Source organism: Deinococcus alpinitundrae (assembly GCF_009982895.1).
Lineage (GTDB): Bacteria > Deinococcota > Deinococci > Deinococcales > Deinococcaceae > Deinococcus > Deinococcus alpinitundrae.
On record NZ_WXZL01000009.1, the window covers coordinates 47,380 to 60,413 of the forward strand.

Annotated in this window: 11 protein-coding genes; 5 read left to right on the top strand and 6 right to left on the bottom strand. The window is 66.4% G+C overall.

Features of this window, described 5'->3' with window-relative positions; all coding sequences use genetic code 11:
* Positions 1 to 6: 6 nt before the first annotated feature.
* Both GUI70_RS10195 and GUI70_RS10200 read right to left on the bottom strand, forming a co-directional pair.
* The gene (locus GUI70_RS10195; RefSeq protein WP_161882210.1) at positions 7 to 1,230 is read right to left on the bottom strand and encodes an MFS transporter; all 1,224 of its coding nucleotides are present in this window, start codon (positions 1,228 to 1,230) and stop codon (positions 7 to 9) included.
* Positions 1,231 to 1,271: 41 nt separating this feature from the next.
* The gene (locus GUI70_RS10200) at positions 1,272 to 2,426 is read right to left on the bottom strand and encodes a hypothetical protein (protein WP_161882211.1); all 1,155 of its coding nucleotides are present in this window, start codon (positions 2,424 to 2,426) and stop codon (positions 1,272 to 1,274) included.
* 159 nt (positions 2,427 to 2,585) lie between these two features.
* On the opposite strand from GUI70_RS10200, the gene GUI70_RS10205 reads away from it, so the two are divergent.
* Positions 2,586 to 3,326, top strand: coding sequence for a metallophosphoesterase family protein (locus GUI70_RS10205; RefSeq protein ID WP_161882212.1), 741 nt, complete (start codon positions 2,586 to 2,588; stop codon positions 3,324 to 3,326).
* Between the two features lie 62 nt (positions 3,327 to 3,388).
* On the opposite strand, the gene GUI70_RS10210 is transcribed toward GUI70_RS10205, so the two are convergent.
* From GUI70_RS10210 to pgeF, 4 genes are all read right to left on the bottom strand, one after another.
* Positions 3,389 to 4,618, bottom strand: a complete 1,230-nt coding sequence (locus GUI70_RS10210; RefSeq protein ID WP_161882213.1) for a type IV pilus twitching motility protein PilT — start codon at positions 4,616 to 4,618, stop codon at positions 3,389 to 3,391.
* A gap of 49 nt (positions 4,619 to 4,667) precedes the next feature.
* Positions 4,668 to 7,331 (bottom strand): ATPase, T2SS/T4P/T4SS family, encoded by a 2,664-nt coding sequence (locus GUI70_RS10215; protein ID WP_161882214.1) that lies wholly within the window; start codon positions 7,329 to 7,331, stop codon positions 4,668 to 4,670.
* On the bottom strand, positions 7,328 to 7,861 hold the full coding sequence (locus tag GUI70_RS10220; RefSeq protein ID WP_161882323.1) for a YqeG family HAD IIIA-type phosphatase: 534 nt from the start codon (positions 7,859 to 7,861) through the stop codon (positions 7,328 to 7,330). Before GUI70_RS10220 ends, GUI70_RS10215 begins: the two co-directional genes overlap by 4 nt.
* A gap of 62 nt (positions 7,862 to 7,923) precedes the next feature.
* The gene (gene pgeF / locus GUI70_RS10225) at positions 7,924 to 8,661 is read right to left on the bottom strand and encodes a peptidoglycan editing factor PgeF (protein ID WP_237724829.1); all 738 of its coding nucleotides are present in this window, start codon (positions 8,659 to 8,661) and stop codon (positions 7,924 to 7,926) included.
* A gap of 121 nt (positions 8,662 to 8,782) precedes the next feature.
* Between pgeF and trmH the strand changes: the two genes are divergently transcribed.
* From trmH to GUI70_RS10245, 4 genes are all read left to right on the top strand, one after another.
* Entirely contained in the window at positions 8,783 to 9,454 is a 672-nt protein-coding gene (trmH, locus tag GUI70_RS10230; RefSeq protein ID WP_161882216.1) for a tRNA (guanosine(18)-2'-O)-methyltransferase TrmH, read from the top strand.
* A gap of 178 nt (positions 9,455 to 9,632) precedes the next feature.
* Positions 9,633 to 10,208, top strand: coding sequence for a TerD family protein (locus tag GUI70_RS10235; RefSeq protein WP_161882217.1), 576 nt, complete (start codon positions 9,633 to 9,635; stop codon positions 10,206 to 10,208).
* A 156-nt stretch (positions 10,209 to 10,364) separates the two neighbouring features.
* The gene (locus GUI70_RS10240; protein WP_161882218.1) at positions 10,365 to 11,669 is read left to right on the top strand and encodes a TerD family protein; all 1,305 of its coding nucleotides are present in this window, start codon (positions 10,365 to 10,367) and stop codon (positions 11,667 to 11,669) included.
* On the top strand, positions 11,666 to 12,958 hold the full coding sequence (locus GUI70_RS10245; protein WP_161882219.1) for a VWA domain-containing protein: 1,293 nt from the start codon (positions 11,666 to 11,668) through the stop codon (positions 12,956 to 12,958). The genes GUI70_RS10240 and GUI70_RS10245 overlap by 4 nt, the downstream gene beginning before the upstream one ends.
* Positions 12,959 to 13,034 lie beyond the last annotated feature (76 nt).

Below are 13,034 nucleotides of genomic sequence, written 5' to 3' on the forward strand. Positions count from 1 at the left end.
GCAAGCTCATACAGAGTTCGCGGGCGCACTCAGGCGTCCAGCCAGCCGCCGGTAGACGCCCGGCGTCAGCAGGCCCACCAGCAGCAGGCTCAGGGCAATGACGGCCATCCCGAGGCGCAGCGACGTAAGCTGCGAGACAAAGCCGATCAGCGGCGGCCCAGTCAGAAAGCCCGCGTAACCGATGGTGGCGACCCGCGCGATGCCGCGCCCGGCCAGAGCGTGCCCCGCCGTACCGTAGAGCACCGGCACCACGTTGGCGATCCCCAGCCCGAACACCAGAAACCCCAGCGCCGCTACAACAGGATCCAGGGTCAGCAGGCCCAGGCCCAGGCCCACACCGCTGGTCAGTGCCCCGATCTCGACCACCCGGCGGTCGCCGTAGCGGCTGCGCCAGCCGTCGCCGAGCGCGCGCCCCAGGGTCATGGCCAGCGTGAAAGCGGTGTAGGCCGCGCCCAGCGCCGCGCCGGACACGCCCAGCACGTCGCGCGAGTACAGCCCGCTCCAGTCACCCAGCGACCCCTCACCCAGCATCCCCAGAAAACACAGCAAGCCCAGCAGCCACACCAGCACGCTGGGACTTGAAGATGCGGCGGGCGGGTTCTGCGGCGAGGTATTGGCAGCTGGTTCGTCGGCCTGCTTAGGCAGCAGGCGCGCTCCGGCCAGCACCACCAGTAAGCCCATACTCAGCGTGATGATCAAGGCGTGCGGCCACTGGCCTAGGCTCGCGCCGAGCAGCAGACTGCCCAGGGCCGCGCCTGCCAGATTGCCCAGGCTGTAGGCCGCGTGAAAGCTCGACAGCACCGGGCGGGCCAGCGCGCGCTCGACGGCCACGCCCTGGGCATTCATGGCCACGTCCATCACGCCGTTGCTGGCTCCCAGCACCATCAACGCGGCGAACAGCACCCACAGGTTCGGCGCGAGGAACGGCAGCAGCAGCGTCAGCATCATGCACACCCCAGCCCAGACCGTCACCCGGCGGGTACCGAAGCGGGCGGCCAGACGCCCGGTTTGCGGCATGGCGATCAAGCTGCCTACCGACATACCCAGCAGGGCCACACCGACGCTGGCTGGCGTGAGATGCAGCGCGCTCTGCACACTCGGCACCCGCACCACCCAGGTGGCGATCACCATGCCGTTGGCAAAGAAGACAGCGCTGGTGGCCCAGCGGGCGCTCAGAGCCCGGGCTGGAGAAACGGCGGGCTGAGACGGATGGGCAAGGGGCGCGCTCACCCCGGCATCCTGACACGCTGGGCCGGGGGCGGGTCAAGCCTTCAGCGAGCGGCGCTGCTGGCCGTCAGGCTGAATTCCAGGTGGGCTTGCAACTGAGCGGGCACCCCCGGCACGTCGAGCACCAGATCGAACGCTGCCGACTGGACGCTGTCACTGGTCTGCGGCAATCCGTCGGGCCGGAAACTCAGGCCGCCCTGCCCGCTCCAGTCGCTCACGCTCAGGCGCAGCACGCCGGGTTGAGCGCCCGCGCCGGTGCCCTGGGCGCTGAGGGTCCAGGGCCGGGCGGCGAAGCGCTGCTGGTAACTCAGCACGCCGGCCTCGCTGCGCCCCAGAAACGTGCTGCCTACATCGAGCCTGAGCGGCTGAAGCTGAATCTGGGCGGCCACACCTGCGCCGCCCAGCGCGGCGGCCAGCTCGCCCAGCAGCCCGCTCAGGTCGAGGGCCTGCACCAAACTGCCGGTCACGCCGGTCACGCCGGTCACGCCAGGCATCAGGTTGAGGCTGTACAGACTGGCCTGGGCGTTCTGGCCAAAACTGCTCAGGCGCTCACCGGCAGGGAGGGCGTCATAGAAGCGCTGGGTGGCCGGGTCGTCCGCCACGATCCGGGCGTCCAGGGTGGTGCCGTTCGGGGCGACGGTCTGGGTCAGCCGGACCGTCTGAGGCGCGGGCATAGCGCTGCCCAGGCTCAGCGGCGCGCCGACCCAGGTGCTCAGCAACACCGTGTTGCCCTGAACGTCGGTCGGCAGCACCTTCACGAACTGCTTGCCTGCCGCCGCGGGCTGGGCACGGCGGAGCAGTTCCTGCAAGGTGGCCGTCTGGGCGCTGAGCGCCGTATTGAGGTCAGCCACCCGCGAGCGGTCAGCGGCGCTCAGCACCGCGCCGGACCGGGCCACCGCCTTGAGACTGAAGGCCGTGACCTGTATCTGCCGGGTGGTGGCGTACTCCAGCGCCGTTCCGGGGGCGGCGTACAGCCGCAGCGGCGCGGCGCCGGGCATTAGCGCGGGGTCGGTCGTGGGGGCCGCGCCGGACTGAACGGCAGGCACGGGCGTGGCCGGAATGCTCGGCAGCTGGGGTTGCGCCTGGGCGGGCTGGACCTGGACTGTTGGAGCCTGGACTGGCTGGGATTGGGCCACACCGAGCAGCACGCTCAGGCCCAGGCCCAGCCACGCGGCCCTCCTCCTCTGAAGCGGGTTCATGGCGCTCAGAGTATCCGGCCACAGGTGAGAGAACTGCGAGCGAACGCCAGGACCGGTTCACAGAGTGGTCTCCCGCATTTGATCCGGCAGCACACCCGGCGGGGGGCCAGTGGGCTGGGCCGCGCCATCCACCGGAGCGCTCGGGCTAGACTGAAGACCATGAGACTCGCCGTCATCGCAGATTTGCACGCGAATCTGGAGGCGACCCTGGCCGTTCACGAGGATTTGCGCCGCCGCCACCTCTCCGAGATCTGGGTGCTGGGCGACGTGGTGGGCAAGGGACCACGCCCGCGCGAGGTGCTCGAATGGGTGCGCCAGTATGCCACCCGCACCGTGCAGGGCAACTGGGACGCGCGGGTGGCGGGCGTCACCAACCGCCCGCAGGATCTGTGGCCGCGCACCCGGCTGAGTGCCGCCGAGCTGACCTACCTCGCCGAATTGCCGTTCGGCATTGAGGAGCAGTTCGGCGGCGCGTGGTGGCGCTTCGTGCATGCCAGCTCCAAGGGAGTCTTTCACCGCCTGTATCCGCACAGCAGCCTTCAGGAACAGCTCGAAGCTTTCGCGCCGCAGCCGCACCTGGGCCTGCGCGAGTACGCCGACGCCCTGGTCTACGCCGACATCCACGAAGCACTGATGATCGACGTAGAAGGCCGCCCACTGATCAACTGCGGCTCGGTGGGCAACCCACTCGACAGCACCCTGCCGAGCTACCTGATTCTGGAATTTGCCGAGAGCGGGCCAGGCTACAGTGCCCAGTTCGTGCGCCTTACCTACAACCGCGACGCCGAGATCCGGGCCGCTGAGGAAAGCGGTATGCCCTTTACCCGCGAATACATCGCCGAACTGCTGACCGGGGCCTACCAGAAGCGCCGGGCCAGGGGCGGCGAGGGACCGGGTTAGGCGGCGACCGCCCGGCCTTCGGTGCGCCTGAGCACCTACGCTCAGGGCTTCAAGTCAGGCGCTCAGCGCCGCCCAAACGGTTTGTCGGCGCTGCGGGAATCGGGAGCACTGTAGGCGCTGGGCCCTGCGTTGGGGTTGCCGCCGCGCCCCGCCGCCGGGTTGACCGAGCCGTTGTAGGCATTGCTCAGGCCCGCACTCGGCACCGCGTTGGGGTTGCCGCCGCCCGGATCGCTGGCCAGCCGGGCAAATTCCTTGGGGTCCACCGAACGCTCCAGGCCCGCGTCGTGGCTGATGATCCGGCGGCGGTACAGCCCCGCCAGAAAGGCGTCCATGGTGACCATGCCCTCACGCGAACCGGTCTGCATCACCGAGACAATCTGGTAGGTCTTGCCCTCGCGGATCAGTGACCGCACCGCCGGGTTGGCGACCAGCAGTTCGTAGGCCAGCACCCGGCCTCCGTCGAGGCGCGGAATGAGCTGCTGGGTCATGACGGCCACCAGGTTGTTGGCGAGCTGCACCCGGATCTGGGCCTGCTGCTCCTCGGGGAACACGTCCACGATGCGGTCGATCGATTCGGGAGCCGAGTTGGTGTGCAAGGTGCCCATCACCAGGTGCCCGGTTTCGGCGGCGGTTACGGCGGCCTTAATCGTCTCGTAGTCGCGCATTTCGCCGACCAGAATCACGTCGGGGGCCTGCCTGAGCACCGCGCGCAGGGCCTGATCAAAACCGTAGGTGTCGGTTCCCACCTCGCGCTGGTTGACGATGCTCTGCTTGTGCTGGTGCATGAACTCGATCGGGTCTTCGATGGTCACGATGTGCAGCTTCTTGTTGACGTTGATGTGATCAAGCATGGCCGCCAGCGTCGTGGACTTGCCGGAGCCGGTGGGGCCGGTCACCAGCACCAGGCCGCGCGGGGCGTTGGCGATGTCCACCACGCTCTGCGGCAGGCCGAGGTCCTGCACACTCTTGATCTTGGTGGGAATCAGGCGCATCACGCCGCCGACGTAGCCGCGCTGCATGAAGGCATTGACGCGGAAGCGGGCCTGCTCTCCCAGTGCGAAGGAAAAGTCGAGTTCACGCTTGTCCTCGAACTGGCGCTGCTGCTTGTCGTTCATCATGCTGTACATCAGCTTGCGGGTGTCGGTGGCGTTCAACTCGGCCATGTCCTGGCTGCCGTAGACGCCCGAGAGCTTGAACTGCGGCGGCATGCCGACGGTCAGAATCACGTCGGAGGCATCTTTTTCGGCGGCGATGCGCAGAATGTCGGTGATATCGGGGCCAAACGTCGTCATGGCGTCTCCTTGGGTGCGGGTCGAGCGGAAAAAGAGAAGGAAAAGAAAATCAGTTGCTGGTGACGGCCAGCACTTCTTCGAGGGTGGTCAGGCCGATCAAGGCCTTCTCGATGCCGTCCTGGCGCAGCGTCTTCATGTCGCTCTGGGCAATGGCGATCTCACGGATCTCGGCGGCGGTCTGGCGGGTACCGATGGCGCGGCGAATCGGGTCATCGACCACCATCAGTTCGTGAATGCCCATACGGCCCTTGTAGCCGGTGCCGCCGCAGCGCGGGCAGCCTGCGCCGCGCTGCAGGTTCGCGCCCCGGAGTTCTTTCTCGCCGATGCCGAGTCGCCGCAGCACCTCGGGATCGGCGTTGGTGGGGCGCTTGCACTCGCTGCACACCCGCCGCACCAGCCGCTGGGCCAGCACCCCGATCACCGAGGCCGAGATGTTGAACGGCTCCACGCCCATCTCGTCGAGGCGGGTAATCGCGCCGGGCGCGTCGTTGGTGTGCAGGGTCGCCAGCACCAGGTGGCCGGTCAGCGCCGCCTCGGTGGCGATCTTGGCCGTCTCGGTGTCGCGAATCTCGCCGACGAAGATGATGTCGGGGTCCTGGCGCAAAAAAGCCCTCAGGGCGCGGGCGAAGGTGAGGCCCGCCACCGTGTTGACCTGCGACTGAATGATGCCGGGAATTTCGTACTCGATGGGGTCTTCGATGGTGGTGGTGTTCTTGTCGGGCCGGGCGATGCGCTTCAAAGTCGAGAAACTGGTGAACGATTTGCCGGAGCCGGTGGGGCCGGTCACCAGAAAGATGCCGTTGGGCTTTTCGATCACGTCGAGAAAGCGCTGGAAGTTGTGCTCGGAGAAGCCCAGTTGCTCGACTTCGGGAATGTTGCTGGACTTTTGCAACAGGCGCATCACGGCCTTCTCGCCGTAGACGGTGGGCAGGGTCGAGAGGCGCAGATCAAGGTCGATGCTGCCCTTCTTGAAGCGTACCCGTCCGTCTTGCGGCACACGCCGCTCGGCGATGTCAAGGTTGCCCATGATCTTGATGCGCGCCAGCATGCTCTGGGCCGCGCCCCGGGGCAGTTCCATGTGTTCGCGCAGTGAGCCGTCGATACGGTAGCGCACCCGTACGCTGTGCTCGGTGGGTTCGATGTGGATGTCCGAGGCGTCTTGCAAGGCGGCCTCGCGGATCAGGCCGTCCACCACCCGCACCACCGCATTGTCGTCGAGCGACGAGAGATCGATGCTCTCCTTTTCTTTGTCTTTCTGACGGCTGTTCTTGGCCAGCTCCTCGTTGAGCTTGGCCATGTCCTTGTCGCCGAAATAGCGCTCGATGAGGCGGATGATGTCTTTCTCGGCCATCACAGCAGGCAGAATCTCGCGCCCGGTGATCAGCTTGAGATCGTCGAGCGCAAACACGTTGCGCGGGTCTTTCATGGCGATGACCAGGGACTCGCCTTGCAGCCGCATCGGCACCACGGTATAGCGCCGGGCAGTGGCCTCGGGAATCATCAGGGCGACCTTGGTGTCGGGCGGCGAGGTCACCGGATCGACGAACTCATAGCCGAGTTGCGCAGCCAACGAGCGCGCCAGCATCTCGGGGCTGAGCTTGCCCGACTGCACCAGGGTGTCTTCGAGCCTGCCGCCCCCGGCATTTTGCTTGACCAGCGCGGCGTCGATCTCCTCGCTGCCCGCAAAGCCCAAGTCCATGATGACCTCGCCCAGCGGCTTGACCTTGCCCTGGCGGGCTTGAACTTGCAAGGCCTCGCGCAGCTGCGCGCGAGAGAGGGTGCCCTGCTGTACCATCGCCTCACCGAGCCTGCCCTTTTGCGGGTAGGTCCGGTCGATCAGGTTGTCCACATCGCTGGGCCGGGCCTGCATCAGCTTGACTTTGTGGCCGATCAGGGCCTCGATATCCTCACGCCGCCGCAGATCGCTGGTAATAACGCTGATCACGCCACCCTCCTGGCTGATCGGCACCGAGGCCAGCCGCAGGGCGTCGGCGCGCAGCAGCAGCCCCAGCACCTCCTCGCTGGGGTGGTACTCACGGCTATCGCGCACGTACTGGCTGCCCGACTGCTCGGCCAGCGTCTCGTAGAGCTGCTCCTCGGTGACCAGCTTCATGCCGAGCAGCACCGTGCCCAGCGACACGCCGCTGCTGCGCTGCTGCTCCAGGGCCGACAGCACCTGCTCTTCACTGACGTAGCCTCGCGCCACCAGGCGCTGGCCCAGCAACGACACCCCCGCTCCTTTGCTCTCGCTCAGGGCCGGAATGGGCAGGCCGAGTTCGGGGTAGAAGCTGGCAATGGCCCAGGCCACCTGCTCGCGCAGCGCCTGATAGGTTTCGATGGTGTAGCCGCTCTCGTCCTCCATCGTCTCGATGGCGACGTTGTTGAGGGCGTCCACGAAGGCCACCCGCAGGGTGTCGTTTTCCAGCGCGAACGGCACGCCCTGGACCTGCACCGCGATCAGGGCCGGGATACTGGCGATGGCGACCGGATCGGGGGTCAGGGCGGTGAGGTCCACCAACGGCAGGCCGAAAGCTTCTTCCAGAGCGCGCGCAATGCGTTTCTCGCCCACCAGACCGACGTCAATGAGGATGTCGGCCAGGCGACCTCCCACCTCGATGTGGCGGTCGAGCGCTTTCTGCAGGTCGACGTCGTTGACATAGCCCTGCTCGAGCAAGATGGCCCCGAGGCGGCGGTCTCCAATCGAGAGGGTCACAGTTTTGTCTCCGGTTTCATCTGGGTTCTCCTGTCTTTGCCGTACCAGTCGTGGCCGTAGCGTTTGAGGACCAGCCGCTCCAGGCGGCGGGCCAGGTGGGTATGGGGCAGCGCATTGTTGACAATCGGGTGCACCATGATGGTGTACATCCCGGCGATATTGCCGCCCAGAATGTCGGTAAACAGCTGGTCGCCGACCATGCCGATCTGGGAAGCCGGAAGCTGCATGGCCATGAGTGCCCGGCGATATGAGCGTTGCAGCGGCTTGCCCGCCAGCCCCACGCCCACGAAATCGAGCTTGCCGAGCCAGAACGCCGCGCGCTTGGCAGTGGCGTTGCTGAGCAGATACAGCTTGATGTCGGCGCGGCGCAGTTCGGCGGCCCAGGCGATGATCTCGGCGCGGTCCTGGTAGCTGCCGTAGGGAATCAGGGTGTTGTCGAGGTCGAGCAGCAGCCCCCTCAACCCGCGCTCGGCCAGAAAAGCCGGGGTGATCAGCTCCACGTTTTCGAGCAATTCGCGCGGCTGCAGCAACCCGCCCCCAGGCCGGGGCGCGGGCCACCCGGCTAGTTTCACGTCGGTGTTCACGTCCCGGCTCACGCCCTCACCCCGATCAGGGCCAGCATCCGCCCGGTACGCCCGGCGTCGCGGCGGTGCGAATAAAACTCCGGCTCGAAGGTGCAGCGCCCCGAAAGCCACACGTGCGCGTCCGGCACGCCTGCGTCCAGCAGCACCTGCTTGTTGGCCCCGGCCAGATCGAGCTGCTGCTCCCGGACGTGCGCGCCCAGGCCCGCTGCCGCGAATTGCCCGGCCACATCCACGCCCACCTGATAGCGCGCGGCGCTGATGCCCGGCCCCACGGCGGCCCGAATGCGCTCTGGGCGCGCACCGAGGCGCTGCATGGCCGCCACCGTCCGCTCGGCCACCCGCTCCAGCGTCCCTTTCCAGCCCGCGTGAGCCGCGCCGATCACGCCCGCCTCCGCGTCTTCGAGCAAGATGGGCAGGCAGTCGGCGGTCAGAATGCCCAGCAATCTGCCGGGACGGTCCGTCACCTGGGCGTCCGCCGTCTGGGTCTGGTCCGGCTGGGCCTCGACCACGTCCGCGCCGTGAATCTGCCACAGCAGCGCCAGGTCCGGCGGCGCAAAGCCCAGGGCGCCAACCGCGCGGCGGCGGTTCTCGGCGACATGCTGCGGGTCGTCCTGCCCGCCGCCGATGGCCCGGCCATCCATGTTGAAGCCGCCGCTGCCGTCCGGCGCGGCGTAGACGCCTTGAGAGACGCCGCCGAAACGCGTCGTGAAGCCGTGGGGTGAGGTCAGGTTCGGCGCGTGAAGCATCAGAAGGGCAGTATGAAGCGGCATATCTCACTGGATTCTGTCAAGACCGGGCACTGGGGGGGGTGGCAGGGGTCACGCGGGCTGGAGGCCGCAGCGGAACGCGCCTGCTAGCCTGCGGACCATGACGCCCGAACGATTCGCGAAGATTCAGCAGGTTCTCGCCCTGCGCCAGCCCACCCTCAGCGTCTTGATGGACGAGGTCAACAAGCCCCACAACTTTAGCGCCATTCTGCGGACCTGCGACGCGGTGGGCGTGCTGCGGGCCTACGCCGTGCCGCCCAAGAACGGTGACGTGCCGACCTTCAATGCCACTTCCGGCAGCGCCGAGAAGTGGGTGGCGGTGGAGCGGCGCGAAAACGCGGTGAGCGCCGTGCGGGAGTTGCAGGCTCAGGGCGTGCAGGTGCTGGCCACCCACCTCTCGCAGCGCAGTGTGGACTACCGGGAAATGGACTACACCCGCCCCACCTGCATTCTGCTCGGCGCGGAGAAGTGGGGGGTCTCGGACGAGGCCGCCGACGCTGCGGACGCCAATATCATCATTCCGATGTTCGGGATGGTACAGAGCCTCAACGTCTCGGTGGCCGCCGCGACCATTTTGTTCGAGGCGCAGCGCCAGCGCCTGGCCGCCGGAATGTACGCCGCTTCGCAGCTGCCCGCCGCCGAACTGGCCCGCCTGACCTTCGAGTGGGCTTACCCCGACCTCGCGCCGCTCTACCGGGAGAGCCAGGAGAGCTACCCGGCACTGGGTAAGCAAGGTGAGCTGCCGGTGGCCGCCGAAACCCAGCAGCCATGAGAAGATGAGAAAGGCCTTGCTAAAACATGATGGTTTTCACAATCTAACTGAGCACAGTGATCTCTAGACTGGGACCCGGACGATTTGACGTTTCCAACCCGCAGCCCCAGCTCGCCCTTCATCACGTCGGTGGGCTGGGGCCGCTCACCCTCAGTTTTCTTTTCAGGAGGAACCCCCTATGCCCGTATCCCTCACCAAAGGCGGCAACGTCTCCCTCAGCAAGGAAGCGCCCGGTCTCAAGAAAATCAATGTGGGTCTCGGCTGGGACACCCGCCGCACCGACGGAGCCGACTTCGACCTCGACGCGATGGTCTTTCTGGTCAACGACGCGGGCAAGGTCCGCAACGACCAGGACTTCGTGTTCTTCAACAACAAGTCCTCGAGTGACGGCTCGGTGACTCACCAGGGTGACAACCGCACCGGGGCCGGTGAGGGCGACGACGAGGTCATCAACATGGACCTCGAAAAAGTGCCCGCCGACGTGCAGAAGATCGTGGTGGCCGTAGTCATCTACGAGGGCCAGACCCGGGGCCAGAACTTCGGCATGGTCGAGAAGGCCTACGCACGCGTGCTCAATGGCGACGGCGGCGCAGAAATCGCCCGCTACGACCTGACCGAGGACGGCGGCACCGTCACCGCCATGATCTTCGGTGAGATCTACCGCAACGGCGGCGAGTGGAAATTCAAGGCCATCGGCCAGGGCTTCAACGACGGCTTCCAGGCCCTGGTCAAGAGCTACGGCGTCAACGCCTAAGGCGTTTCCCACCGTTCACACGCCCCGCTGACCCGCCTTTCATGGGCGAACTGCGGGGCGCTCGTTTCGCTGCTGCCCAGCTCCCGCTCTCAGTAGCCCATTCGCGGCAAGTCCAGTCGTTATCACCTGGACCTGTTGATGCCCACAAGGAGCGCCATGCAACTCGCTACCGGCCAGCGCACGGCGCTCGCCACCCTGAACCTGTCCGATCAGCTCGATATCGCGTTTGATGTTTCCGGCTCGGCCAGCGCCTACGCGCCCCTCTGTTTCGTACTCAACGCCGACAGCCGCCTAGTGCAACCGGACGCCATGGTATCGCCCGCGCAGACGCACAGCAATGACGGCGCAGTGACTTACCAGGCAGAGCGCTTTCGCGTGGAACTGGCCCGCCTCGCACCCGGCGTGGAGCGGCTGGCCTTCGCCGTGGTGCCGGAAAACGGCGACCTGCGCGGGGTCCGGCGCGGCGAGGTCAGTGTCAGCGGGCCGGGCGGCCCTGCCGCCGCCAACTGGAGTTTCAGCGGAACCGATTTTGGTAACGAGCGGGCCATTATCGCCCTGGAACTCTACCGTCACCAGGGAGACTGGCGACTGATGGTCAACGGGCAGGGCTTCGCCGACGGCCTCGCCGGACTGGTGCGGCATTTCGGCGGCAACGGCGTGCCGGATCTGCAGCCCGCCGCAGCGCCTACCCCGGCTGCGCAGCCTGCGCCTTCCGGCGGCCTCAACCTCTCGCGGCCCAGGGGCAACGGCATGCCTGCTTCGTCTGCACCGTCGTCCACCAACCCACCCAGCACTAGCAGCCCTGCATCCACGCCCTCACCCAGTCGTCCGCTCTCGCTCACCAAGATCACGCTCGATAAGCAGGGCCAGAGTGCCCGCATCAGCCTCCAGAAAGCCGGGACGCAGCGCGTTCACGTCAACCTCAACTGGGACGCCAAACCCAGCACGGCTCCTACGCCCAGCGGTGGGTTTCTGAGTAAGCTCCTCGGCAACGTCTCGGGTGTGGGCAAGGCCGCCGATCTCGACCTGGGCTGCATGTACGAACTCGCCAGCGGTGAGAAGGGCGTCATTCAGGCGCTGGGCGGCAATTTCGGCAACGCGGGCGGGCCACCCTTTATCAAGCTTGACCAGGACGACCGCTCCGGCGCCTCGGCGGGCGGTGAGAACCTGTTTATCGAGCGCCCCGATTTGATCCGCAAGGTGCTGATCTTCGCTTTTATCTACGAGGGCGCGGGCAACTTCAGCGAGGTGGGCGGCAGGCTCAGCTTCAACGATCCGCAGGGCAACGAGGTCAAGATGCAGCTCTCCAACCCCGCCGCCCTGCCGTTTTGCGCGGTGGCGCTGGTGCAGGCCCAGGGCGGCGAACTCGTCATCACCAAGGAAGAGCGCTACTTCTCGGGCCACCGCGACTGCGATGAGGCCTTCGGCTTCGGCTTCAGCTGGAAAGCGGGGCGCAAATGACGCAGCTACAAGCCGGTGAAAAACGCAAGTTTTCGGACGTGGGCTTATCGAGTCCGCTGGTGGTCACGGTGCGCCACAACCTGACGGGACTGGACATCAGCGCCTTTGGCCTCAGCGCCGAGCGCAAGATGGCCGGAGACGACTACATCGCCTTTTACAACAATCCGCGCACGCCGCAGGGCGAGATCACGGCGCAGCTCGGCGCGGATGAGGCCAGCTTCAACATCGACCTCGGCAAGCTGCCGCCCAACATCGAGCGGGTGATGTTCACGGCGACCCACGACAGTGTCCCCGTCGCCAGCGCCCCGCAGCTGCTTGTCACGCTCGGCGGCGTCAGCTTCGACGCCAAACCTGCCCTCAAGAACGAGAAGGCGGCCATGCTGCTCGAACTCTACAAGCACTCCGGCGAGTGGCGGGTCGGAGCGGTGGGGCAGGGTTTCAACGGTGGCTTGGGCGATCTGATCGTGTACTTCGGCGGTGAGGTGGAAGCTCCGGGTACGGCGGCTGCGCCCTCCCCTGCTGCCGCTCCAGTGCCCACTGCGCCCGCCGTCAGCCTGAAAAAGCAGACCCAGGTGCGGCTCGACAAGGAGATTGCCGAGAAGGCCCCACAGCTCATTTCGCTGGTCAAGCAGGCCGAGGTCAGTCTCAAGAAGCGTGGGCTGGACGAGCACACCGCTCGGGTGGCGCTGGTGCTCGACATCTCGGCCAGCATGAGCGTTCTCTACCGCCAGGGCGTGGTGCAGCGGGTGGCCGAGAAGACCCTGGCCCTCGCCAGCCGCTTTGACGACGACGGGCGCATGGACGTCTTTCTGTTCGGCCTCCAGGCCCACGACGCGGGCGATATCGGCATCGAGGGCATTGCCGGGGCCGTCGAGAAGCTCATCAAGCGCCATCCGCTGGAAGGCGGCACCATGTACGCCCGCGCCATGCAGGAAGTCCGCAAGCATTACTTCGGCGCCTCGAAGCCCCGAAAAAGTGCCCTGATGGAAAAGACGCCTGTGTACGTCATTTTCATCACCGACGGCGAAACCTTCGACAAGAAGGAATCCGAGGCGCAGCTCAAGGACGCCAGCCTGGAGCCGGTGTTCTGGAAGTTCGTGGGCGTGGGCCGCGAGAAATTCGAATTTCTGCAAAAACTCGACGATCTCTCGGGCCGCTACATCGACAACGCCGACTTCGTGCAGATCGAGAACATCGACACGCTTGACAGCGGCCAGCTCTACGAGATGCTGCTTCAGGAATACGACGGCTACCTGCGGCTGGCCCGGCAGCAGGGCCTGCTGAGCTGAGCTGGCCCTGGGCACCGCTGGCAACTTTTCATCCCGCCCCCGCGTACCCTCAGATGCTGTACCCACCTTTCAAGGA